This is a genomic window from Streptomyces sp. NPDC052687, from assembly GCF_040678395.1.
GTDB lineage: Bacteria > Actinomycetota > Actinomycetes > Streptomycetales > Streptomycetaceae > Streptomyces.
The window spans coordinates 33,022-56,064 of record NZ_JBFATR010000020.1 but is presented as its reverse complement, the minus strand read 5'-3'; the positions used below and the strand labels follow the sequence as shown (position 1 = coordinate 56,064).

Here is a 23,043-nt window from a genome sequence, read left to right as displayed (position 1 = left end):
CGTCGGTAGGGGTCTCAGGGGAGCGTACGACGCCGGGCGGTGACGAGGTCCAGGGCCTGCTCCCAGGGGAAGGCGGCCGGGTCCTCGCCGGAGTACGGCTCGGCGAAGCGGACGCCCATGGCGCGCAGCCGGGCGAGGCTCTCCCGGTAGGCCGGGTGGGCGGCCAAGGCGTCGGCGACGCAGGGCAGGGCGGCGACGGGGACGCCGAGGCCCGAGGCCTCGCAGAGGGTGGCCACGGCGAGGGTGTCGGCCAGTCCCGCCGCCCACTTGTTGAGCGTGTTGAAGGTGGCCGGGGCGGCCACCACCGCGTCCGGCGGCGGGAAGGGCCGGGGCTCGCCCGGGGTGCGCCAGGCGGAGCGGACGGGGCGGCCCGTGAGGGCCTCGACGGCGGCGCTGTCGAAGAAGCCGTTCATCGCGACGGGGGTGGCGATGGCGCCCACCTCCCAGCCGCGCTCACGGGCGGCGGTGATCAGTGTGCCGACGTCCGCGGCGACACCGGCCGCGCAGACGACGACGTAGAGGAAGGGTTTCCCGGCCTGTGGCATCACCCGGGCACCTTACTGAAGGCCCGTCCGGGCACCTCACCGCAGGGGGAAGGCCAGTCCGCGTTCGGTCTCCGGGCGGGGTCCGATGATGCGCCGCTGCCCCTCCTCGATGGGCACGTCGTCGATGCTCGCCTCGCGCCGGGTCATCAGTCCGCGCTCGTCGAACTCCCACAGTTCGTTGCCGTACGACCGCCACCACCGGCCGTCGGCGTCCCGGCACTCGTACTGGAAGCGGACCGCGATGCGGTTGCCGTCGTACGCCCACAGGTCCTTGCGCAGCGCGTAGTCCCGCTCCCGTGCCCACTTGGCGGTCAGGAACGCGACGATCTCGGCGCGGCCGGTGAGGAAGGTGTCGCGGTTGCGCCACACCGAGTCCTCGGAGTAGGCGAGTGCCACCCGGTGCGGATCCCGGGTGTTCCAGGCGTCCTCGGCGGCCTGCACCTTCCGGGCCGCGGTCTCGCGGGTGAAGGGCGGCAGGGGCGGGCGCGCGGTCATGCTTCCTCCTGGGGAGCGGCAGAGGGGCGGAAGCGGCGGAGAACGATCGTTCTCCGCCGGGCTGCTACCGTAGGAGAACGCTCGTTCTCACGTCAAGGACAGGAAGACGGAAGGCAGTTGATGGACAGCGCGGTCGCCCGGGAGCGGGCCTTGGACGCGGCGGAGCGCCTCTTCTACGGGCGGGGCGTGCGGTCGGTCGGCATGGACGAGATCCGCAGCGCCTCGGGGCTCTCGCTCAAGCGGCTGTACCAGCTGTTCCCGGCCAAGGAACAGCTGGTCGAGGCGTATCTGGAGCGGCGTGACGCCCACTGGCGCGGGCGGCTGGCCGCGCGGGTGGCGGACCACGAGGACCCGCGGCGGCGGATCCTCGCGGTGTTCGACTGGCTGGAGGAGTGGTTCGCCGAGCCGGGCTTCCGCGGCTGCGCGTGGATCAACGCCCACGGCGAGCTGGGGGCGACCTCGCAGGGGGTGGCGGAGCGGGTGCGGGCGCACAAGGAGGCGTTCCGGGAGGACCTCGCCCGGCTGGTCGCGGACGCGGGACTGCCCGCCGCGCTCACCGCGCCGTTGTTCCTGCTCGCCGAGGGCGCCATGGTCACGGCGGGCATCACCGGGGGCACCGCCCCGGCCGCCGAGGCGCGGGAGGCGGCACGGCTGCTCCTCGACGCCGCCCCGGGGCCTGAAGGGCCGTGACCCCGCGGCCGGCCGGTGATCGGCCATTCGGGTGATGGGCCGGATGATCCGGGGCGGTGGCGGTGTTGCAGGCGATGTAGACCGAACCGGCCGCCGATCGCGCGGCCGGGCAACTCGACGATGGGACGGATGACATGCCTCTCGAGGGTGAGTACGAACCCAGCCCCACGCAGTGGGTACGCGAGCAGGTGGAGCTGTACGAGAGCTCCGGCGGCACCCGCGGCACGACCCTCCAGGACACCGGGATGCCCGTCGTGCTGTTGATCACGCGGGGCGCCAAGAGCGGCAAGATCCGCAAGGTTCCGCTGATGCGTGTCGAGCACGAGGGACGCTACGCCGTCGTCGCCTCCCAGGGCGGCGCGCCCAAGCACCCGTACTGGTACCACAACCTCAAGGCCGACCCGCACGTGGAGCTGCGGGACGGGCCGGTCACGCAGGACATGACGGCCCGCGAGGTCACCGGGGCCGAGAAGGCCGAGTGGTGGGAGCGGGCGGTCGCGGCGTACCCGCCGTACGCCGACTACCAGCGCAAGACCGACCGCGAGATCCCGGTGTTCGTCCTGGAGCCGTCCGGCTGAGCGGACCGCTCCGGCAGCGTTTCGGAAACTGCCGGGTGCCCGGCACGCATGAAGCGGCACGGACCGGGCATCCGCGTCTCAGGCCCCGCCGCGTTCCCCCGTCGCGGCGGGGCTTTCCCGTGCCTCGTGCGCCGGCCGGTCGATCACGTTCTCTTGGGCGAGCCGGTCGGTCACGTCGAGGAAGATCTGCTCCGCCTCGGGGACGGTACGGGCGATCGACCTCTTGATGCGCACCGCGACCTCCTCCACCCGTTCGCTGTCCAGTCCGGGCACCAGGTCGACGCGCGCGGCGACCAGCAGCGAGTCGATGCCCGTCTTCATGGTGAACAGCGCCTCCACGCTGTCTATCTCCGGCTGGGCCCGCAGCAGGGCGCGGATGCGGCCGCCGGCCTCCGGGTCGGCGGCCTCCCCGATCAGCTGGTCGCGGGCCTCGCGGCCCAGCCGGTAGGCGACGTAGACCAGCAGGGCGCCGATGGCGAGCGAGGCGGACGCCTCCCACACCACCTGGCCGGTGGCCATGTGCAGCGCCATCCCGGCGAGGGCGAGACAGACACCGACGACCGCGGTGCCGTCCTCGGCGACGACCGTGCGCAGCGCCGGGTCGCGCAGTCCCTCGGAGACGCCCTGCCGGCGCAGCTGGTGCAGCGCCCGCAGCAGGGAGCCGCCCTCGGCGAGCAGGGACACCCCGAGGACGACCAGGCCGGCGATGTAGCCGCCGAAGCTCTCCTGGGTGTCCCGGGTCAGCGCTTCGACGCCCTGGTAGAAGGAGAAGCAGCCGCCCATGACGAAGATCCCGACGGCGGCGAGCAGCGACCAGAAGAACCGTTCCTTGCCGTAGCCGAAGGGGTGGCGCCGGTCGGCGGGGCGGCGGCTGCGGCGCAGCGCGGCCAGGAGGAAGACCTCGTTCAGGCTGTCGGCGACCGAGTGCGCGGCCTCGGAGAGCAGGGCCGGCGAGTTCGCGATCAGACCGCCGACGGTCTTGGCGAGCGCGATCACCAGGTTGGCCGCGAGCGCCACCAGCACGGTGACGCGGGTCTTGCGGTCCTCCTCCTTCTGCTCCTTCTGCCTCCGCCCCCGCCGGCGTGCCGCCTCCCGCTCGTCGTGCGTCGGCTCCCGCTCGTCGCGCGCCGGCTCCGGTGTCTCCTGCACGGCCGGCCGCCTCCCCTCCCCCAGCGAGCCCTGGTCGCTGTGTCCTGTCGTCCTTCGCTTCACGTCCGCGTTCGAGGATGTCCCGCTCACCTTTCGGCGGATGCCCGGGGCGGCGCGGATCACACCGTGCGGACGGCCGGATCGGGGGAACTCGGGGACGCGTCGGGAGTGAACCGCGCGTGGAAGGGAGCGCAGGCGGATGAGCGGCGCGGATGACGGCAACAGCGCCTACGGCCGGCGGTCGTTCGAGCGGTCGAAGGCCCATTTCACCGACCGGATCACCGCGGACGGCCGCGACGGCTGGCCGGTGGCGGCCGGCCGTTACCGGCTGGTGGTCAGCCGCGCCTGTCCGTGGGCGAGCCGGGCGGTGATCGCGCGCCGGCTGCTGGGCCTCGAGGCGTCGGTGTCGCTGGCGATCACGGACCCGGTCCAGGACGACCGCAGCTGGCGGTTCTCGCTGGACCCGGACGGCCGCGATCCGGTGCTCGGCATCCGCTACCTCAGCGAGGCCTACGACCGGCGGGAGACCGGATACCCGGGCGGTGTCAGCGTCCCGGCGATCGTCGACACCCCGACCGGGAAGCTCGTCACCAACGACTACGAGCGGATCACCCTCGACTTCGCCACCGAATGGACGGCCCTGCACCGGGAAGGCGCACCGGACCTGTATCCGGAGCGCCTGCGGGACGAGATCGACGAGGTGATGACAGACATCTACGAGGACGTCAACAACGGTGTGTACCGGGCGGGTTTCGCGACCGGGCAGGCGGAGTACGAGACCGCCTGCTCCGCCGTGTTCCGGCGGCTGGAGTCGCTGACCGAGCGGCTGGCGCGGCAGCGGTATCTCGTCGGCGACACGATCACCGAGGCGGACATCCGGCTGTTCACCACCCTGGTGCGGTTCGACGCGGTCTACCACGGTCACTTCAAGTGCAACCGCTGGAAGCTGTCGGAGAACCCGGTGCTGTGGGGTTATGCCCGCGATCTGTTCCAGACGCCCGGATTCGGGGACACGGTCGACTTCGACCACATCAAGCGGCACTACTACCAGGTGCACACCGGGATCAACCCGACCCGGATCGTGCCCCTGGGGCCCGACCTGTCCGGCTGGCTGACGGCTCATCACCGCGCGGAGCTGGGCGGGCGGCCGTTCGGGGACGGGGTGCCGCCCGGCCCGGTGCGGGCCGGCGAGGAGGTGCCGGCCGCCGGCCGGCCCTGATTCACGAGAGCGAGGAGACGTACGTGGCCAAGAGCAAGAAGCGGAAACTGCCCGCCGCCTACCAGCCGGTGGGCTGGCTGCTGGGCTGGTCGGGCGGCGCGTTGGCGGGTCTGGCCTTCCGCAAGGTGTGGATGGCGATCCGGGACGAGGAGGACGCGCCGGACGCGCTGGACCCGGACCGCGGCTGGGGCGAGATCCTGCTCGCCGCCGCGGTGCAGGGCGCCATCTTCGCGGTCGTGCGCAGCGCGGTCGACCGCGCCGGGGCGAAGGCCATCGAGCGCAAGACGGGAGTGTGGCCGGCGGCGGGCTCGGGCGGCCGGGACTGAGCCGGCGGCGCGCACACGAGGGAACCCGGGCCGGCTGCCGGCCCGGGTTCCCTCGTTTGTCCTGTGGCCGTCCGGTGCGCCTCAGCCCTGCTTGGGCGCCGAGGGGGTGGCGCCGCGCAGGGTGAACGAGTGTCCCGCGGGATCGGCGCAGCCACGGGACTCGAAGGAACCGGACGGGTCCTTGGCGTCGGTCGGCCGGCCGCCGAGGGAGACGACGCGGCGTTCGGCCGCGTCCAGGTCCTCGACCACGAACTCCAGATGGGCCTGGAGGGAGTTCTCCGGGCGCGGCCAGCTCGGCGGGGTGGCGTTCATGTCGCGGCGGAACGCCAGCCGGGTGCCGTCGGGGCTGCGGATCTCGACCCGGTTGGCGGTGGCCTCGGTCTCCTCCGCTTCCAGTAACTCCTTGTAGAACGCGGCGAGTTTGTCGGGCTCGGCACAGTCGAGCACCACGACGCCCGCCTTCACCAGTGGCATGTCTCCTCCGCAGGGTCCGGGGCGGAGCGGTCCGCCCCGCGCCCCTTTTCCTTGCGGTTATCCCGCCGGCGGGGATTCAGTCGGCCCACGGCCGGGCGGGCGGAGGGCCGGGATGAGCGCGCGAGTATACGCAGCTCAACGGGCTTGATCAGTAACGGAGATCACGGACGCGCCCGGTGTAGATCATTTACGGTCGGGGCAGCCTCAGACCGCTTCTCGGTTCAACTTTCGGACCGGGAAGCTCTGTTCGAGTGCACGGGCGGCGCGGCCGCCCGTTCGCGTGGGGTGGGGGGGCTCCGTACTCCGTCTCCCGAAAGGAAGCACATGCCTCAGGACGTCCGGTTCGATCTGCCCTTCACCACCCCGGTCAGCCCGCATCTGGAGTACGCCCGCGAGCGCCATCTGCGCTGGGTGCGCGAGACGGGGCTGGTGCGCAGCCAGGCGGGGTTCGAGGAGTACGAGTCGTGGGACCTGGCGCAGGCAGCGGCCCGCACCTATCCGTACGCCTCGGCGGACGACCTCGTCATGCTGATGAACTGGTTCTCGCTGGCCTTCCTCTTCGACGACCAGTTCGACGCGGCGCAGCCGGACCGGGCCGACCGGGTCGCCGAGGTGGCGCGGGAGCTGATCGTGACGCCGCTGCGTCCGGCGGGCACCCGGCCGCGGGTGGTGTGCCCGATCACCGTGGCGTGGGCGGAGGTGTGGGAACACCTCTCGGATGGCATGTCCCTGACATGGCAGTCGCGGTTCGCCGCCTCCTGGGGGCGGTTCCTGGTCGCCCACTGCGAGGAGGTCGACCTGGCCGCGCAGGGCCTCGCGGGCAGCCTGTGCCTGCCGGAGTACGCCGCGTTCCGGCGCCGTACCGTCGGCATCCACCACAGCATCGACGCCGGTGAGCGAAGTCGGCGCTTCGAGGTGCCCCCGCAGGTGATGGCCCATCCGCTGATGGAACGGATGCGGGACCTCGCCGCCGACACCATCGGCTTCATGAACGACATCCACTCCTTCGAGCGCGAGCGCCGCCGCGGCGACGGCCACAACCTGATAGCCGTCCTGCACCGTGAGCGGGCCTGCTCCTGGGAGGCGGCAGCCGCCGAGGCGTACCGCATGACCAGCGCCTGCCTGGCCGAGTACCTGGAGCTGGAGGCCCGCGTCCCCGCGATGTGCGACGAACTCGGCCTGGACGCCGACGAGCGCACGCGGGTGCGGATGGGCGTCGAGGCCATCCAGCACTGGATCAACGGCAACTACGAGTGGGCCCTGACCACCGGCCGCTACGCGGCGGCCAAGGAGGGTCCCGTCGCCGCGGCGGAACTGTCCGGCCGGGGCTCGGTGGACGACCTGCTGACCGTCTGACCGCCCGGGGTGTGCCCGGCGGGGCACACCCCTCGGCCGGCCGTACCGGGCGGACGGCCCGTACTGCCGTCGCCGGCCCGGCGGCCGTCCGGCCGGTCACCGGCCCGGCGGCCGTCCGGCCAATCACCAGACCGGCGGCCGTCCGGTCGGCCGCCGGCCCAACAGCCAACTGGTCGACCACCGGCCCCGGCGGACCGCCGGGCCACGATCGGCTATGCGGCGAACTCCACCGGCAGGCTGTCCAGGCGGGACTCCCAGGTCGACGCCGTGGAGGTCAGTTCCTCCGGCGGGACCGACAGGCGCACGCCGGGCAGGCGGTGGAGCAGGGTGTCGACGGCGGTCTCGATGATGGCCTGGCCGATGTTCTGGCCGGGGCATTCGTGGGGGCCGGAGCTGAACGCCAGATGGGACTGGTTGCCCTGGACGGAGACGCCGGCGTCCGGGCGGATCTCCGGGTCCTGGTTGCCGGCCGCGAGGCCGAGGACCAGCAGGTCGCCCTCCTGGATGTGGTGGCCGCCCAGCTCCAGGTCGGCGGCGGCGAAACGCCCCGGCATGACGGCGAGCGGCGGCGAGTTCCACATGACCTCCTCGACCACCGCCGAGATGTTCAGCTGGCCGCTGATCAGGCCGGAGAGCCGGGAGACGTCGGTGAGGATCAGCTGCAGCACCCGGGCCAGCAGGTTGCTGGTGGTCGTGTGCGCGGCGATCAGGACCAGACGCAGATGGCTGATCACCTCGTCGGTGTCCAGGCCGGCCGGGTGCTCCAGGAGCGCGGTGGTGAAGTCGGAGCCGGGCTCGGCCCGCTTGCGCTCGGCGAGTTCGCCGAGGATCTCCATGATCCGGTCGTTGTGCGCGACGGCTTCCTCGCCGCCCTTGAGCACCTGCGCGCAGGACTCCACCAGCCGCCGCCCCTCCGCCTCGGCCAGCCCGAGGATCCGGGTCAGCACGAGCATCGGCAGGTATTCGGCGTAGTCCGCCACCAGGTCGGCGCGCCCGGCGTCGGCGAACGCGTCGATCAGCTTGTTGGCGAAGTGCGTGGCGTGGCGGCGGATGCCGCGCGCGGCGGCGGCCTGGAGGCCGTCCGTCACGGCGCCGCGCAGCCGGCGGTGCGGCTCGCCGTCCTGGGAGACACAGTCGGGCCGCCAGGCGAGCATCGGCACCAGCGGGGAGGTCTCCTCGACCCGGCCCTCCCGCCAGTCCCGCCAGATCCGCGCGTCCCGGCTGAACTGCCAAGGGGTGTCCAGCACCCGCCGGTTGTCGCGGTAGCCCAGCACCAGCCAGGCGGGGACGTCCCCCTCCAGCAGGACCGGCGCGACCGGGCCGTGCTCCTTGCGCAGGCGCTCGTAGATCCCGACCGGGTCCGTCGCGGCCTCCGGCCCGTACAGCCGGGTGAGGTCGCCCCCGCCGTGGCCGAAGGGGCAGCCGCGCGGGCTCTCGGGATCGGTTAACGTCTGGTCGTTCATCGGGACTCCAGTGCGACGGCGGAGCGTTCCTTCAGGTGACGTATGAGGGTGACCAGCACGTCACGGCTGGAGGCCCGGTCGCGGGCGTCGCAGGCCACGATCGGGATGTGCGGAGGGATGTCGAGGGCGTCCCTGATCTCCTCCACGGGGTACTCCCGGGAGTCGGGGAAGATGTTCAGGGCGACGACGAAGGGCACGTTCTGCCGCTCCATCTCCTCGATCGCCCGGAAGCTGGAGGCGAGCCGGCGGGTGTCCACCAGGACGACCGCGCCGAGCGCGCCCTTGAACAGCCCGTTCCACAGGAACCAGAACCGTTCCTGTCCGGGCGTGCCGAACAGGTACAGCATCAGGCTGTCGTTGAGGCTGATCTTCCCGAAGTCCAGGCTGACGGTGGTCTCCGTCTTCTCGGTGACGCCGATGAGATGGTCGTCGCCGGCGCTGGCCTGGGTCAGCGTCTCCTCGGTGGTGAGCGGCTTGATGTCGCTGACCGAGCGGACCAGGGTGGTCTTCCCGGTGCCGAACCCGCCGGCGATCATCACCTTCACCGAGCGGGTGCCCCCGGTCGCCGGGGCGCCGGGCCGGTCAAAGCCTTTCAAGTCCACTGAGTACCTCCTCCAGGAGCGCGAGGTCGGGCCCGCGACCGGCGTCGTGCGCCGGGATGGGGTCACGGGCTTCGACATGGCCTGCCTGCAGCAGGTCCGCCAGCAGCACCGCGAGAATGTTGAAGGGCAGCCCCAGATGGGCCCCGAGCTCGGCCACCGACAGCGGTTCGCGGCAGCGCCGCAGGATGTCGGCGTACTCGTGCTGCATGCCCGGGGCGGGGGCGGCGCGGGAGACGATGAGGGTCGCCACGTCGAGGCTCGACGCCGAACCGCCCGGTCCGCTGCGTCCCTTGGTGAGGACGTAATAGCGCTCGAGACCTTGGGGGTCCTTCCTGTTCGAGCGAAGCGGAGAGCTTGGGGGAGGATCGGTCGGCCGGCGGGGTCCACTCATCCAGAGTGCTCCTCCAGGCGCGGAGTGGTGCCGAGGAGTTCACCCATTCTGCGGGCCAGGTCCCTCATCTGGTGCCCGAGCAGCCCCTGGTCGAGGCCTTCGCGGGCGAGCACGCCGAGGTACGTCTCCACGCCCGCGCGGACCACGAAGAGGTGGCCGCCGTCGACCTCGATCATCGCCAGGCGCAGATTCCCCGCGTACGTGGGGAACTGCTCGGCGACCGGCTGGGCGAGGGCCTGGAGGCCGGCCACCACGGCCGCGAAGCGGTCCACGTCGTCGGGGTCTTCGGCGCCGTAGGAGGTGATGGCCTTGCCGTCGCTGGAGGCCACGAGGGCGAAACGGATCTCCTGGATGCTCTCCACCAGATCGCGGAGCGCCCAGCTCACGTCGGTTCCCTGTTGCGTCATGTGGACTAGTCGCTCTCTTCAGTGCGGTGCTCTGCGAAGTCGCGTCCGGCGGTGGGGACGCCGTCGGCGGCCGGGCCTTCCCCGGTGCCGGGTGTGCGGCCTTCCTCCGTGCCGGGCGTGCGGCCGGCCGTGGCGAAGGCGGCGAGGCCGGCGAAGGACGCGTCCGGCGGGACGGCGGGGACGGTCGTGTCCTGGGCCGGCTGGAGGCGTTCGGCCGGCTGGTGGCGGGCGCTCTCGCCGCGCTTGCTGCGGCGGCGGGGCAGTCCGCCGGGGGTGGTGTCGACGGCGTCGGCGGCGGGGGCCGCGAAGGGCGCGATGACCGGGGCCGCGGCCGGGGCCGTGACGGCGCCCGTGGCCGTGCCCGTGACCGTGGCCGTGGCGGCCGCCGGGGCGGCGGGGGTGGCCGCCGGCAGCGGGCTGAAGTACTTGTGCGGGACCACGACGACCACCGAGGTGCCCAGCCAGGGCGAGTCGGCGAAGGTGACCCGGATGCCGTAGCGGCGGGCGAGGATGCCGACGACCCGCAGGCCGATGTTGGCGTCCTCGGTGATGCCGCCGAGGCCGGGTCCGGCGGCGGTGCCGGCGAGGGCGTCCGCGGCCTCCCGCTTCTTCTCCTCGCTCAGGCCCTTGCCGGAGTCCTGGATCTCGATGCCGACACCGTTCGGGACCTCCTTGCCGGAGACGATGACCGGCTCGCTGGGCGGCGAGTAGCGGGTGGCGTTGTCCAGGAGGTGGGCGAAGATCAGCGTGAGGTGGTCCACCAGCCCGCCGTCGACGCCGAGTTCCGGCAGATGGCGTACGTCGACGCGGTGGAACTCCTTGATCCGGCCGATGCCGCCGCGGACCACGCTGAGCAGGCGCTGCGGCTCCTGCCACTGGCGTCCCGGGCGGTCGGAGCCGCCGAGCACGCCGATGCTGGCGGCGAGACAGTCAGCGGGGCCGATCGCCTGGTCCAGCTCCATCAGGCCGCGTGCGACGGCAGGGAGACGGCCGTGCTCCCCCTGCATCTCGTGCAGCCGGCCGCGCAGCTTGCTGGTGAGGACGTGGATGCGGTTGCCGATGCCGACGACGGCCTGTTCGGCGGCGGTGGAGCGGTTGAACTCCTCCTCGACACCGATCAGCGCGGTGCGCAGGACCTTGCGGAGGTCGGCCTGGAGTTCGGGAGCGACTTCGGCGCACTGGTTCACCGAGGGCAGCAGGTCGTCGATGGCGTCGCCGGCGCGCAGCCGCTTCAGCGCGTCGGGCAGCTGCTCGTCGGCGAGTCGGGCCACGGCTTGCCGCTGGTGGGCGAGTCGCTCCTGCCAGAGGCCGTTCTGCTCGGCGAGCCGGGCCTCGTGGCTCTCGGCCTGTTCGGCGAGCCGGGTCTCGTAGGTCTCGGCCTGCTCGGCGAGCCGGGCTTCGTAGCCCTCCGACTGCTGGGCGAGGCGGGCCTCGTAGCCCTCGGCCTGATCGGCGAGGCGGGTCTCGTAGGTCTCGGCCTGCTCGGCGAGCCGGGCCTCGTGGGCGGAGCGTTCGGCGGCGTGCTTGCGCTCCAGGCCGGCCACGTGCTGCTGCCACTGCTGGGAGTGCTCGGCCTGGGCGGCGCGGAACGCGCTCTCGGCGCCGCGCAGCCGGGTCTGGGTGCGCAGCAGCAGGCGTACGCAGACCGAGCTCGCGGCCGTCGCCGCGGCACCGGCGACGGCCGCGGTTATGCGCTCGGAGCTCATGAACGTGGCGGCAACCGTCCCGCCGCCTAAGGCCAGTGGCATCAGCCACCAGCTGTACCAGGCGACAGGGGGCCGCGCCGCCGGCGGCGGAGTGGCGAGTTCCATCTGCATCCTTCGAAGCAACACAATCGAACAGGGGGGGTGTGCATGGGGGACCGCACTCATGAGTACGCACCGCGAAGCCGACCCGTCGCATTCGCGTCAACTCGCAGCGCCGGACGGGAGCTTATCTGGTTTCAACGCGAAAGGATCAACCTCACGGGCGCTGCGGAGGTGAGGGTTCCGTCACGCTCCGCCATGTCTGTTCGAGTCGACAAGTGCCCTTGCCCACCTGCGGGGTTGCCGCCGCGGGCGCCGGTGCGGGCGCCGGCGCGGCCGGGGTCAGCGGGTCCGCTGGAAGGTCCTCCGGTAGGCCTGGGGCGAGACGCCGATGGCCGCGTGGAGGTGCTGGCGCAGGGACGCGCCGGTGGCGAATCCGACGCGTCCGGCGATCTGGTCGACGGTGAGGTCGCTGGCCTCCAGCAGCTGCCGGGCGCGGGCGACGCGCTGCTGGACGATCCAGCGGCCGGGGCTGACGCCCACCTCGTCGTGGAAGCGGCGGGCGAAGGTGCGCAGGCTCATCCGGGCGTGCGCGGCGAGGTCTGAGAGGGTCAGCGGGTCGCCGAGGCGTTCCAGGGCCCAGGCGCGGGTGGCGGCGGTGCTCGCGGCGCCGGCCTCGGGGACCGGCTGCTCGATGTACTGGGCCTGGCCGCCGTCGCGGAACGGCGGCACCACGCAGCGCCGGGCGACGGTGTTGGCGAGGTGGCTGCCGTGGTCCTTGCGGATCAGGTGCAGACAGACGTCGACGCCGGAGGCGGCGCCGGCCGAGGTGAGCACCGGGTGGTCGTCGACGAAGAGCACGTCGGGGTCGAGTTCGATGTGCGGGTACCGGCGGCGGAAGTGGTCCGCGAGCTGCCAGTGGGTGGTGGCCCGGTGGCCGTCGAGGAGTCCGGCGGCGGCGAGCACGAAGGCGCCGGTGCAGATGGAGACGGTGCGGGTGCCGGGGCGGATGCGGGCGAGGGCCGCCCGTACCGCGTCGGGGAGGTCGGAGGTCAGTTCGGACGGTGAGACGGGGGCGATGACGACCGTGTCCGCTGCGTCCAGGGCGTCGGGGCCGTGCTGGACACCGATGGTGTAGTCGGCGTTCGTGCGCACCGGACCGCCGTCGGCGGAGCAGGTCAGCACCTCGTACCGGCCGTCGGCCGCGCCGAGGATGCGGCTCGGGATGCCCAGTTCGAAGGGGTAGACGCCGTCGAGGGCCAGGACCACGACGCGTTCGGGCCGCCGCCGTTCATCACGCATGACACGACCCTATGGCACGATCCTATCGAAGGGTGGCAATCTTGCCATTGCCGGGTGGCGAGGGGCCCGGCAGGCTGGTTGACCATGAGCGATGTGAACACGATGCGTGCCGTGAGCCAGGACGACCTCGGCGGTCCCGAGGTCCTGAAGGTCGTCGAGACAAGGCGGCCGTCCCCGCGGCCGAACGAGGTGCTGGTGCGGGTGCGCGCCGCGGGGGTCAACCCGACGGACTGGAAGCACCGGGCCAACGGGGGCTTCCTCGGCAAGCCGCCGTTCGTCCTCGGCTGGGACGTCTCCGGCGTGGTCGAGGCGACCGGGATCGGGGTCGCCGCCTTCCGGCCCGGCGACGAGGTCTTCGGCATGCTGCCGTATCCCTTCGGCCACGGCTCGCACGCCGAGTACGTCACCGTCCCGGCGCGGGCCCTGGCGCCGAAGCCGGCGGGGATCGACCACGTGCGGGCGGGCGCGCTGCCGCTGGTGTCGCTGACCGCGTGGCAGGCGCTGGTGGAGACGGCGGGGCTGCGGGCCGGGCAGCGGGTGCTGATCCACGCGGCGGCCGGCGGGGTCGGCCATGTGGCGGTGCAGATCGCCAAGGCGCGCGGGGCGTATGTGATCGGCACGGCGAGCGCGGGCAAGCACGCTTTCCTGCGGGAGCTGGGCGTGGACGAGGTGATCGACTACCGGGAGAGGGACTTCGCCGAGGCGGTCGAGGACGTCGACGTGGTGCTGGACACGATCGGCGGCGACCACTCCGTGCGCTCGCTGCGCGTGCTGCGCAAGGGCGGGCTGGTGGTGTCGATCCTGCCGGTGGGCTCGGACGAGCTGTACGAGGAGGCCGACCGGCTCGGGGTGCGGGCGGTGCGGATGCTGGTCGACGCCGACCGCGCCGGCATGCTGGAGATCGCGCGCCTGGTCGAGGAGGGGGCGCTGCGGCCGGCGATCGCGGACACGTTCCCGCTGGCCGAGGCCGCCGAGGCGCACCGGCGGGGCGAGACCGGGCGGACCGCCGGGAAGCTGGTGCTGGTCGTCGACTGAGGCCGCGCGACCCCCTTTGTTCAAGACACGAAAAAACTCGGTCGCAATTCACAGACATATGTCAATCGAACATGCTGAAATTCAGTCCGCGAGGGTAACTTGCAAGGCAGAGCGCGCAGTTGTGCGCTGACTCGGGGCTGGTTGGAGGCGATGTCGTCGTGCAGCAGGAGCCTGCACCGCTCTCCCGGTACCTGCGGGTGCGCCAGGACCGTGGCCACACGGTCCTGGAGTTCCGCGGGGAGATCGACATCGTCGCGGCCGAGGAGATCGCCCCGCGTCTGGACGAGGCCACGGCCCCGCCCGCCCCGCGGATCGTGATCGACCTCAGCCCGGTGGAGTTCTTCGACGCCTCCGGGCTGAGGCTGCTGTACCGGGCGCGCAGCCGGGTGCTCGCCCGCGACGGCCGGCTGTCGCTGGTCTGTGCGCACCCGCCGACGTTACGGGTGCTGCGCGTCACGGGCCTGACCCGGCTGCTGCCTCCGCTGCCGACCCTCCAGGCGGCGCTCGACGTCTTCCCGTTCCATCCCGCCCAGCCGCAGTCGCCGCCGCCCCTGCACGGGACGTAGACCTTCAACTCGGCGGTCTGAGAGACGACGTGACGGGCAGTCGGAAGGGGAGGAAGGGCAGGGCCGAAGAAGGAGGGCCGTCGTCGTGGTGGTTTCCCTCGGGCGGGTGCCGGGCTGGGCGAAGGCCCTGGCGGCCGTCGCGCTGGTGCTCGTGCTGCTGCTGGCCGGGCTGCGGCTGAGCGTGCTGCCGGGCCTGAAGGACCTGTTCGGCACGGAGACGCGGGACCGCTCGGGCCCGGCGCTGCTGGAGTCGATCCGGGACATCAGCCGGTACGAGGCGGCCTCGGGCAACTTCCAGGTCGTGGTGGACCTGGAGAAGGACGCCAAGTACCTGCCGGACGCGGTGCGCGGCACCCGTACGCTCTACGTGGGCGCGGGCACCGTCGACGCCTACGTGGACCTCGGCAAGGCGGGCGAGGACGACGTGACGGTGAACGAGGACCGTACGGCTGCCACGCTGAGGCTGCCGCACGCGGCACTCGGCAAGCCGGCCCTCGACCCGGAACGCTCCTACGCGGTCTCCAAGCAGCGCGGACTGCTGGACCGGCTCGGCGACCTGTTCTCGGACAACCCCAACGGTGAACAGGCCGTGCAGCGGCTGGCGGTGCGGCACATCGGTGAGGCGGCCGAGGAGAGCGGGCTGACCGCGCGGGCCGAGAAGAACACCACCGACATGCTCCAAGGGCTCCTCGGATCCCTGGGATTCGAGCGGGTCCGTGTCGTCTACGGCGACTGACCCGCGGGTACGCGTCCCTTCCCCATCTCCAGGACAACAGCTGTCGACAGACGTCGAGGACCGGAGGGCCGGATGGCTTGGGCAGATTTGCGTTCCCTGAGGTCGTTTCTTCCGTCGGACTCCCCGCGCCCGTGGCGAGCGCGCTCCCGCGAGAAGACCGCGGCGCGGATCCGGACGGAGACCCGGCCCGACACGGGGCCGGAGACGGCCCGGCCGGAGACCGGGCCGGAGACGGGGCCGGAGGCCCGTTCGGAGCGGCCCCGGCGGCGGTTTCTTCCCGCCCTGGGCCGGGCGTTGGCCATGGCGTGCGCGTTCGTGCTGATGGTGGCGTTCTCGGTGGTGCTGGCCCGGCTCACGCTGGAACCCTCCCCCGCCTCCGAGGCGCTGACCCACAGCAATCTGCGTCCGGGCGACTCGCTGCGCGCGTATTTCAACGAGTCCACGCCGCGCGACGCCGTCCGGCAGGTCGGTGGGAACCTGCTGCTCGGCGTGCCGTTCGGAGTTCTGGTGCCGGTGCTGGCGCCGCGGGCGCGCGGCATCGTGCGGGTGCTGCTGCTGACCGCGCTGGTCATGCTGATGGTGGAGCTGGCGCAGGGCGCGGTGGTCACGGGCCGCGCGTTCGACATCGACGACGTCATCCTCAACACGACGGGCGCGCTGGTGGGGTATCTGCTGCTGGGGCGGCGGCTGGGCCGCGCGGTGCACGCCCGCCACTGAGGACCGCCCGGCTCGCGGGTCCGACTTCCGGTCTGTACCAATGCATTGACGGGGACTTAGCTCAGCTCTTAAATCAAGGGGATGCCCTTTCCCCCACATCGAAGGGACCCCCATGGCCACCCCACGTCTGCTCCGCAGATGTCTGCTGGGCGCGCTCTCCGCGCTGCTGGTCGCGTCCGCCGCGGTCACCCCCGCCCAGGCGGAGCCCGCCGGCCGGGCGGAGCCCGCCGCCGGGACCGGAGCCCAGGCGGTGACGTTCCTGGACACGTTCGACGGGCCCGCGGGCGCGGCGGTCGACGGCTCCAAGTGGCAGACCGAGACCGGTGACAACGTCAACAACCACGAGCGGCAGTACTACACGGCCGGCACCCGCAACGCCGCCCTGGACGGTCAGGGTCACCTGGTGATCACCGCTCGCCGCGAGAACCCGGCGGGCTACCAGTGCTGGTACGGCACCTGTCAGTACACCTCGGCCCGGCTGAACACCTCGGGCAAGTTCGCCGCCCAGTACGGGCACGTCGAGGCGCGGATGAAGATCCCGCGCGGCCAGGGCATGTGGCCGGCGTTCTGGATGCTCGGCACCGACCTCGGGCAGGTCGGCTGGCCGAACTCGGGCGAGATCGACGTCATGGAGAACGTCGGCTTCGAGCCGTCCACGGTCCACGGCACGATCCACGGCCCCGGCTACTCCGGCTCCGGCGGCATCGGCGCCGCCTACACCCTGCCGAACGGCCAGGCCTTCGCGGACGGATTCCACACCTTCGCCGTGGACTGGGCGCCCGACTCGATCACCTGGTCCGTCGACGGGCAGGTCTACCAGCGGCGCACCCCGGCCGACCTCGGCGGCCGCCAGTGGGTGTTCAACAAGCCGTTCTTCCTGATCCTGAACCTGGCCGTGGGCGGCTACTGGCCCGGCGACCCGGACGGCTCCACCGTCTTCCCGCAGAGCCTGGTCGTGGACCACGTGTCGGTGACGACGAGCGACTCGCCGACCGGGGCGGCCATACGGGGACTGGCCGGCAAGTGCGTGGACGTCGCCGGCGCGAACACCGCCAACGGCACCCCCGTCCAGCTCTACGACTGCAACGGCACCGCCGCCCAGCGGTGGACGGTCGGCGCGGACGGCACCCTCCGGGCCCTCGGCAAGTGCCTCGACGTCGCCTCGGGCGGCACCGCCGACGGCACGCCGGTCCAGCTGTGGGACTGCAACGGCACCGCGGCCCAGCGGTGGGTCGTCACCGCCGCCCGGGACATCGTGAACCCGCAGGCGGACAAGTGCCTGGACGTCACCGGCAACAACTCGGCCAACGGCACCCGGCTGCAGATCTGGACGTGCACCGGGGGCGCCAACCAGAAGTGGACGGTCGGCTGACCGGCGGCGCTACCTGGTGGTCCAGGTGAACTTGTCGCCGCCCACCCAGCGCACCACGTCCGGGTCGTCCAGGTCGTGCACCGTGATGCCGAAGGCGGCGGCGGTCTCCAGGACGTCGGTGACGGTCCGGGCCTCACCGACGACCTGCCCGTCGATCTCCACGATGCGGAACGGCGGCCTGCCCGGCTGCACCCCGAGCACCATGATCCGCGGATGGGATATATGGGGACTCGCGATCTCGGTCATGCCTAAAGGGTAGGACGGTTCACGCCATCGGCATCCGGACACGTCACCCGGTGAGCAGGTCGAGGACCGCCGCCTCGACCGCTCCCTGGGTGGCGGGCCGGCCGAAGTCGCCGTGCTCGCCGAGCCGGCTGAGCGTGGGGGCGATGGTGTGGCCCTCCTCGAACCGTTCGAAGATCTTGGGGTCGATGTACGAGGCCCGGCACACGGCCGGGGTGTTGCCCAGGTAGTGGCTGACCTCGCGGACGGCCCGCGCGATCTGCCGGCGCCGGGAGGCCGCGGTGGCGCGGCCGTCGCGGGCGGTGACGGCGACCGCGACGGCGGCCAGCACGGTGGCGTGCCAGGTGCGGAAGTCCTTGGCGGTGATCTCCGTGCCGGACAGCCGCCGCAGCGCCTCGTTCAGGTCGCTGCCGCGCAGATCGTGCCAGGCCCGCCCCTCCCAGTAGGCGAGCAGCCGTTCACCGCCGCGCCGGGGGCGGCGCAGCAGGGCCCGGACCACGGTGTGCGCCTGATCGTCCACCAGGGCCCGCACCATCTCGACGCCGCCCTTGGCGGGGAAGCAGAAGGCGATCTCGCCGCTCCCGCAGCGCACATGCTCGCGGAGCATCGTGGTCAGGCCGTAGGTCTCGCTCTGCCGGGTGTGCCGGTCGCTGCCGATGCGGAAGAACCCGAGGTCGAGCAGGCGCACCGCGCAGGCGGTGACGCGGGCCCGGCTCAGGCCCCGGCCGGACAGGTCCGCGGTGACCTGCGCGCGCAGCTCGGGCAGCGCGGCGGCGACCTGCCGTACGTGCTCGTGTTTGGCCTGCTCCTGCTGGGCGCGGAACTCCTCGTGGTACAGGTACTGGCGGCGGCCCGCGTCGTCGGTGCCGACGGCCTGGAGGTGGCCGTTGGGCCAGGGGCAGATCCACACGTCCCGCCAGGCCGGCGGGATGGTCAGGGCGCGGATCCGGGCCAGGTGCCGGGGGTCCGTGAGCGGCTTGCCGCGGCTGTCGAGATGGCGGAAGCCGCGGCCGTGCCGGACCCGGGTGAACCCGGGCCGTTCGCAGGAACTGGTACGCAGCCGCACGGTCTCAGGGCCGCCGCCAGTCGTCACCGGTCAGATGCGATCCGGCCTGCGGGCCCATGCGGAGCATGCCGCCGTCGACGGCCCACGAGGCGCCGGTGACGTACGAGGCGTCGGGTCCGGCGAGGAAGGCGATGACGGCGGCGACCTCGCGGGCGTCGCCGGGCCGGCCGAGCGGGACGCCGGGGCGGCGCTCGGTGGTGACGTCGGTGTCCTCCTGGCCGGTCATCGGCGTGGCGATCTCGCCGGGCGCGACGGCGTTGACGGTGATGCCGTGCTCGGCCAGTTCCAGCGCCATGACCTGCGTGAGCAGTCCGAGTCCGCCCTTGGCCGCGCAGTACGGGGCTGCGCCCACCCGCGGCTGGTGCTCGTGCACCGAGGTCACGTTGACGATACGGCCGCCGTCCCCCTGCCGGATCATGTGCCGGGCCGCCCGCTGCCCGCACAGGAAGGGCCCCACCAGGTCGATGTCGAGGACCTGGCGGACGTCGGAGAGGGTCAGGTCGAGGAACGGGGTGGCGGTGCCCGTGCCGGCGTTGTTCACCAGCACGTCGAGGCGGCCCAGCCGGTCGGCCAGCTCGTCGATGATGTCGGCGGCCTCGGGCAGCCGGGTGAGGTCCATGTGCGCCACCTCGGCCCGCCGCCCGTGGGAGCGGACCTCCTCGGCGGTCTCCTCGGCGCCCTCCAGGTCGCCGTGCCAGGTGATGCCGATGTCCATGCCCGCCCGGGCCAGCCGTACGGCGGTGGCCCGGCCGATGCCGGAGTCGGCGCCGGTGATCACGGCGGCCCTGGGGTGCTGGGCGGTGGGGACGGACATCGCGGCCTCCTCGGGTGCGGGGACGTCGGCGCCCTGCGGATCTCGCCAGTACCCGGCGCGGGGGCGGACAAACCGCGCGGCCCGTCGTGCGGGGTCCCCGGTGCTGGGGAACCCTGGAGGCCGAGGAGGTGGCGATGGATCCCGTCGAGGCCCTGGAGCGGATCGCGTTCCTGCTGGAGCGGTCCCTGGCGCCGACGTACCGTGTGCGTGCCTTCCGCACGGCGGCCCGGGTGCTGCGGGAGCTGCCCGGGGACGAGGTGCGGGGGCGCGCCGACGGCGGGTCGCTGGAGTCGCTGAAGGGCATCGGGCCGAAGACCGCCCAGGTGGTGCGGGAGGCGCTGGCCGGGCGGGTGCCGGGATACCTGGAGCAGCTGGAGAGCGAGGCCATGGCCCCGGCGCCGCAGCGCGGCGGCGAGGCGCTGCGCGCCCTGCTGCGCGGGGATTGCCATGTGCACTCGGACTGGTCGGACGGCGGCAGCCCGATCGAGGAGATGGGGCGGGCCGCGATCCGGCTGGGCCACGAGTGGGTGGCCCTCACCGACCACTCGCCGCGGCTGACGGTGGCCCGCGGCCTGTCCGCCGAGCGGCTGCGCGAGCAGCTGGACGTGGTGGCCGCGCTCAATGCGACCTGGGCGCCGTTCCGGCTGCTCACCGGCATCGAGTGCGACATCCTCGAGGACGGTTCGCTGGACCAGGAGCCGGAGCTGCTGGAGCGGCTGGACGTGGTGGTGGTGTCGGTGCACTCCAAGCTGCGCATGGACGCCCGGTCGATGACCCGCCGGATGGTGGCCGCGGTGCGCGATCCGCACGCGGACATCCTCGGGCACTGCACCGGGCGGCTGGTGACCGGGCGGGGGCGGCCGGAGTCGGAGTTCGACGCGGACGCGGTGTTCGCGGCGTGCGCCGAGGCGGGCACGGCGGTGGAGATCAACAGCCGTCCGGAGCGCCTGGACCCGCCCCGCCGGCTGCTGCGCCGGGCCGTCGAGGCGGGCGTGCTGTTCGCGGTCGACACCGACGCACACGCGCCGGGCCAGCTGGACTGGCAGATCAACGGGTGCGCCCGCGCCCAGGAGTGCGGGGTGCCGCCCGAGCGGGTGGTGACCACGTGGTCGGCGAAGGAGCTGCTGGCGTGGACGCGCGAGGGGCGGGTACCGGCGGGCGGGACGGCGTCGTGAGGGGGCGGGCGTACCGACGGACGTCCTGACGAGGCGCTCGCGCACCGGACGCGGAAGGGATGTGAATCATGGAACGTGCGGCGGTGTTCGATGTCGACGGCACTCTCGTCGACACCAACCACCTGCATGTGACGGCCTGGTGGGAGGCGTTCCGGCAGGCCGGGCACCGGGTGCCGATGCACGCCGTGCACCGGTCGGTGGGGCTGCCCTCCGGTGATCTGATCGCCCGGCTGCTCGGCGAGGGGCGCGACAAGGAGCGGGACGGCGAGCTGAGCGCCGCGCACAAGGCGCTGTACGGGCAGTTCTTCGACCGGCTGCCCGCGCTGCCGGACGCCGGGCGGCTGCTGCGGCGGCTGCACGAGGACGGCTGGAAGGTCGTCCTGGCCACCTCGGCGAGCGGCACGGAGCTGTCCGCGCTGCGGCGCGCCCTCGACGCCGACGAGGCGATCACCGCCACCGCGAGCGCGGAGGACGTCGAGTCGGGCAAGCCCTCCCCCGAACCGGTCCGGCACGCGCTGGAACTCGCCGGGGTGCCGGCCGAGCGGGCCGTGTTCGTCGGGGACACCGTGTGGGACATGCGGGCGGGCAGCAGGGCCGGGGTGCGCTGTGTGGGCCTGCTGTGCGGCGGCATCCCGCGCGCGGACCTGGAGGAGGCCGGGGCGCAGGCCGTGTACGACGATCCCGCCGAGTTGCTGGCCTCGCTGACGGACAGTCCGCTGGCGCCCCGGACGTGACGCGGATCACCGCGCGGGCGGCCCGATGGCGTGGAACATCCCCACGTGGTTGACCGTTGAACCGTCTGTGGGTGCGGAGGGGACAGTGTTCCCCGGGCCTCACCTTTCGCCCACGGGGACGATCGTTCGGCTGAAGCCCTGTGGAGCCTTTCGCCGAGAGCCGACCGCCATCCGCGCCCACCACAAGCAAGCCCCGACCGTGATTCCCCCGTCCGGTCGGGGCTTTCTCCTGCCTGGGCGGGGGTACTCGGCCCGCCCGCGGAGCGTACGGCGGAGAGGAGCCGACAGTGAGCAGCACAGCGGGCAGCAGGGTCGTGGTGACGGGCGCCACCGGCAACGTCGGCACCAGCGTGGTGCGTCTGTTGTCGGAGGATCAGCAGACCGGCTCCGTGCTGGGGCTGGCCCGTCGCATCCCCGACTGGGCACCGCCGAAGACGGAGTGGTCCGCGGTCGACCTGGCGTCGGACCGGACCGACCTGACGAGCGCGTTCCGGGGCGCGGACGCGGTGATCCATCTGGCGTGGGCGTTCCAGCCGACACACGATCCCGCGCGCACCTGGCGGACGAACGTGCTCGGCAGCATCCGGGTGTTCGACGCGGCGGCCGCGGCCGGGGTGGGGACGCTGGTGCACGCCTCCTCGGTGGGGGCGTACTCGCCGGGGCCGAAGGACCGCATGGTGGACGAGTCCTGGCCGACGCACGGCTGGCCGGACGCCGCCTACTGCCGCGAGAAGGCCTACCTGGAGCGCACCCTGGACACCTTCGAGCGCGAGCACCCCGAGATCCGCGTGGTGCGGATGCGGCCGGCGTTCCTGTTCAAGCGGGAGTCGGCGAGCGAGCAGCGGCGGATCTTCGGCGGCCGGTTCCTGCCCGGCCCACTGGCACGCCCCGAGCTGCTGCCGTTCCTGCCGGACATCCCGGGCCTGCGCGTGCAGGCACTGCACACCGACGACGCGGCCGAGGCCTACCGGCTGGCGCTGCGCACGGACGTCCGGGGGCCCTTCAACCTGGCCGCCGATCCGCCGGTGGACGCGCAGCTGCTGGGCGGGATGCTGAACACCCGGCCGGTGCGGATGCCGCGCACCGCGGCCCGGTCGGCGATCGCGGCGGCGTGGGGGCTGCGGCTGCTGCCGGCCTCCCCGCACCTGTTCGACGCGGTCCTGCGGCTGCCGCTGCTGGACTGCTCCCGCGCCCACGAGGAACTGCGCTGGCAGCCCACCCGGACGGCGACCGAGGTCCTGGAGGAGTTTCTGGAGGGCCTGCAGCAGGGGGCCGGGGCGGACACCGCGCCGATGCGGGGACGCAAGGTCGGCTGACCGCCGGCGTGTGACACCCCCGCCGGCAGCACGACAACGAAACCGAGAAGGAGCACATCGTGGACGAACACCGGGACGCCGAACCCGGCCGTAACGCCGACCCCGTACCGCGCGACCTGCCGGACCAGCAGGTCCGCGAGGGCGAGGACCCCTGGGACGTGCCCGCCGGACCCTCGGGCCCCGGCGAGCCGCAGCACGCCTCGCCGGACGAGGACGCGGACGAGAGCACCGACGTCCCGGACACCGACGAGGCGGGCACCGCTCGCCGGGACGCGCCACGCTCCGGTGGTACGGGCGAGGGGCCCGGCGTGGAGGAGGGTCCGGCACCCGAGGAGTCGACAGGCTGACCGGCGGACGAGCCCACGGCCCCCGGCTGGCGAGCGGGCCGAGTCCCGCCCCCCGGCCGCCGGACCGCGCCGCGGCGGGCGCACGCCCGGCCGGGGACCGTGCGCGGGTGCCTCGGTCCGAACCGGAGGGTACGAATCGAGGCTGCCTGCGCACCGCACGCCCGGCCGGGGACCGTGGCT

27 protein-coding genes are annotated in these 23,043 nt (G+C 73.0%); 14 read left to right on the top strand and 13 right to left on the bottom strand.

Annotated elements, in window-relative coordinates:
* Positions 1-14: 14 nt before the first annotated feature.
* Entirely contained in the window at positions 15-545 is a 531-nt protein-coding gene (locus AB0K92_RS18295; protein ID WP_365924031.1) for a flavoprotein, read from the bottom strand.
* A 36-nt stretch (positions 546-581) separates the two neighbouring features.
* Complete coding sequence (locus AB0K92_RS18290) at positions 582-1,040, bottom strand: nuclear transport factor 2 family protein (protein WP_365924029.1); 459 nt, start codon at positions 1,038-1,040, stop codon at positions 582-584.
* 120 nt (positions 1,041-1,160) lie between these two features.
* On the opposite strand from AB0K92_RS18290, the gene AB0K92_RS18285 reads away from it, so the two are divergent.
* Together AB0K92_RS18285 and AB0K92_RS18280 are read left to right on the top strand one after the other, a co-directional pair.
* Positions 1,161-1,730, top strand: coding sequence for a TetR/AcrR family transcriptional regulator (locus AB0K92_RS18285; protein ID WP_365924027.1), 570 nt, complete (start codon positions 1,161-1,163; stop codon positions 1,728-1,730).
* A gap of 134 nt (positions 1,731-1,864) precedes the next feature.
* Entirely contained in the window at positions 1,865-2,308 is a 444-nt protein-coding gene (locus AB0K92_RS18280; protein WP_365924025.1) for a nitroreductase family deazaflavin-dependent oxidoreductase, read from the top strand.
* Positions 2,309-2,386: 78 nt separating this feature from the next.
* Here the strand turns inward: AB0K92_RS18280 and AB0K92_RS18275 are convergent, their stop codons facing one another.
* Positions 2,387-3,331: a cation diffusion facilitator family transporter gene (locus AB0K92_RS18275; RefSeq protein ID WP_365924130.1), complete on the bottom strand. Its 945-nt coding sequence runs from the start codon at positions 3,329-3,331 to the stop codon at positions 2,387-2,389.
* A gap of 325 nt (positions 3,332-3,656) precedes the next feature.
* Here AB0K92_RS18275 and AB0K92_RS18270 point away from each other — a divergent pair, with 325 nt between their 5' ends.
* On the top strand, positions 3,657-4,676 hold the full coding sequence (locus AB0K92_RS18270; RefSeq protein ID WP_365924023.1) for a glutathione S-transferase C-terminal domain-containing protein: 1,020 nt from the start codon (positions 3,657-3,659) through the stop codon (positions 4,674-4,676).
* 23 nt (positions 4,677-4,699) lie between these two features.
* The gene (locus tag AB0K92_RS18265) at positions 4,700-5,002 is read left to right on the top strand and encodes a DUF4235 domain-containing protein (RefSeq protein WP_365924021.1); all 303 of its coding nucleotides are present in this window, start codon (positions 4,700-4,702) and stop codon (positions 5,000-5,002) included.
* Positions 5,003-5,083: 81 nt separating this feature from the next.
* On the opposite strand, the gene AB0K92_RS18260 is transcribed toward AB0K92_RS18265, so the two are convergent.
* Positions 5,084-5,476: a VOC family protein gene (locus AB0K92_RS18260; protein ID WP_365924019.1), complete on the bottom strand. Its 393-nt coding sequence runs from the start codon at positions 5,474-5,476 to the stop codon at positions 5,084-5,086.
* Positions 5,477-5,800: 324 nt separating this feature from the next.
* Between AB0K92_RS18260 and AB0K92_RS18255 the strand changes: the two genes are divergently transcribed.
* Positions 5,801-6,832, top strand: a complete 1,032-nt coding sequence (locus AB0K92_RS18255; RefSeq protein ID WP_365924017.1) for a 7-epi-alpha-eudesmol synthase — start codon at positions 5,801-5,803, stop codon at positions 6,830-6,832.
* 212 nt (positions 6,833-7,044) lie between these two features.
* On the opposite strand, the gene AB0K92_RS18250 is transcribed toward AB0K92_RS18255, so the two are convergent.
* The 6 genes from AB0K92_RS18250 to AB0K92_RS18225 form a co-directional block, all read right to left on the bottom strand.
* Positions 7,045-8,295 (bottom strand): cytochrome P450, encoded by a 1,251-nt coding sequence (locus AB0K92_RS18250; protein WP_365924015.1) that lies wholly within the window; start codon positions 8,293-8,295, stop codon positions 7,045-7,047.
* Positions 8,292-8,897, bottom strand: coding sequence for an ATP/GTP-binding protein (locus AB0K92_RS18245; protein ID WP_365924013.1), 606 nt, complete (start codon positions 8,895-8,897; stop codon positions 8,292-8,294). Before AB0K92_RS18245 ends, AB0K92_RS18250 begins: the two co-directional genes overlap by 4 nt.
* Positions 8,878-9,288 (bottom strand): DUF742 domain-containing protein, encoded by a 411-nt coding sequence (locus tag AB0K92_RS18240; protein ID WP_365924011.1) that lies wholly within the window; start codon positions 9,286-9,288, stop codon positions 8,878-8,880. Before AB0K92_RS18240 ends, AB0K92_RS18245 begins: the two co-directional genes overlap by 20 nt.
* Entirely contained in the window at positions 9,285-9,695 is a 411-nt protein-coding gene (locus AB0K92_RS18235) for a roadblock/LC7 domain-containing protein (RefSeq protein ID WP_166004112.1), read from the bottom strand. Before AB0K92_RS18235 ends, AB0K92_RS18240 begins: the two co-directional genes overlap by 4 nt.
* A 5-nt stretch (positions 9,696-9,700) precedes the next feature.
* Complete coding sequence (locus AB0K92_RS18230) at positions 9,701-11,506, bottom strand: ATP-binding protein (RefSeq protein WP_365924008.1); 1,806 nt, start codon at positions 11,504-11,506, stop codon at positions 9,701-9,703.
* A 276-nt stretch (positions 11,507-11,782) separates the two neighbouring features.
* A complete protein-coding gene (locus AB0K92_RS18225; protein ID WP_365924006.1) occupies positions 11,783-12,742 on the bottom strand; it encodes a helix-turn-helix domain-containing protein in 960 nt (319 codons plus the stop codon).
* 84 nt (positions 12,743-12,826) lie between these two features.
* Between AB0K92_RS18225 and AB0K92_RS18220 the strand changes: the two genes are divergently transcribed.
* The 5 genes from AB0K92_RS18220 (at position 12,827) to AB0K92_RS18200 (ending at position 17,168) form a co-directional block, all read left to right on the top strand.
* Entirely contained in the window at positions 12,827-13,777 is a 951-nt protein-coding gene (locus AB0K92_RS18220; RefSeq protein WP_365924004.1) for an NADP-dependent oxidoreductase, read from the top strand.
* Positions 13,778-13,935: 158 nt separating this feature from the next.
* Complete coding sequence (locus tag AB0K92_RS18215; RefSeq protein WP_365924002.1) at positions 13,936-14,343, top strand: anti-sigma factor antagonist; 408 nt, start codon at positions 13,936-13,938, stop codon at positions 14,341-14,343.
* 85 nt (positions 14,344-14,428) lie between these two features.
* The gene (locus AB0K92_RS18210; protein ID WP_166004104.1) at positions 14,429-15,079 is read left to right on the top strand and encodes a DUF4230 domain-containing protein; all 651 of its coding nucleotides are present in this window, start codon (positions 14,429-14,431) and stop codon (positions 15,077-15,079) included.
* Positions 15,080-15,247: 168 nt separating this feature from the next.
* A complete protein-coding gene (locus AB0K92_RS18205; protein WP_365924127.1) occupies positions 15,248-15,796 on the top strand; it encodes a VanZ family protein in 549 nt (182 codons plus the stop codon).
* Positions 15,797-15,908: 112 nt separating this feature from the next.
* Positions 15,909-17,168, top strand: coding sequence for a lectin (locus tag AB0K92_RS18200; RefSeq protein ID WP_365924000.1), 1,260 nt, complete (start codon positions 15,909-15,911; stop codon positions 17,166-17,168).
* A 9-nt stretch (positions 17,169-17,177) separates the two neighbouring features.
* Here the strand turns inward: AB0K92_RS18200 and AB0K92_RS18195 are convergent, their stop codons facing one another.
* Genes AB0K92_RS18195 through AB0K92_RS18185 form a run of 3 tightly spaced genes read right to left on the bottom strand, consistent with a single transcriptional unit; the run spans position 17,178 to position 19,291 of the window.
* A complete protein-coding gene (locus AB0K92_RS18195; protein WP_166004099.1) occupies positions 17,178-17,414 on the bottom strand; it encodes a hypothetical protein in 237 nt (78 codons plus the stop codon).
* A gap of 43 nt (positions 17,415-17,457) precedes the next feature.
* Positions 17,458-18,477 carry a DNA topoisomerase IB gene (locus tag AB0K92_RS18190; protein WP_365924125.1) on the bottom strand — a complete coding sequence of 340 codons (1,020 nt, stop codon included), beginning with the start codon at positions 18,475-18,477 and terminating at the stop codon, positions 17,458-17,460.
* 4 nt (positions 18,478-18,481) lie between these two features.
* Entirely contained in the window at positions 18,482-19,291 is an 810-nt protein-coding gene (locus AB0K92_RS18185) for an SDR family oxidoreductase (protein WP_365923998.1), read from the bottom strand.
* A 134-nt stretch (positions 19,292-19,425) separates the two neighbouring features.
* Between AB0K92_RS18185 and AB0K92_RS18180 the strand changes: the two genes are divergently transcribed.
* From AB0K92_RS18180 to AB0K92_RS18165, 4 genes are all read left to right on the top strand, one after another.
* Positions 19,426-20,466, top strand: coding sequence for a PHP domain-containing protein (locus tag AB0K92_RS18180; protein ID WP_365923996.1), 1,041 nt, complete (start codon positions 19,426-19,428; stop codon positions 20,464-20,466).
* 68 nt (positions 20,467-20,534) lie between these two features.
* A complete protein-coding gene (locus AB0K92_RS18175; protein WP_365923994.1) occupies positions 20,535-21,200 on the top strand; it encodes an HAD family hydrolase in 666 nt (221 codons plus the stop codon).
* Positions 21,201-21,487: 287 nt separating this feature from the next.
* Positions 21,488-22,516 (top strand): SDR family oxidoreductase, encoded by a 1,029-nt coding sequence (locus AB0K92_RS18170; protein ID WP_365923992.1) that lies wholly within the window; start codon positions 21,488-21,490, stop codon positions 22,514-22,516.
* 59 nt (positions 22,517-22,575) lie between these two features.
* Positions 22,576-22,863, top strand: a complete 288-nt coding sequence (locus tag AB0K92_RS18165) for a hypothetical protein (RefSeq protein ID WP_365923990.1) — start codon at positions 22,576-22,578, stop codon at positions 22,861-22,863.
* Positions 22,864-23,043: the final 180 nt, after the last annotated feature.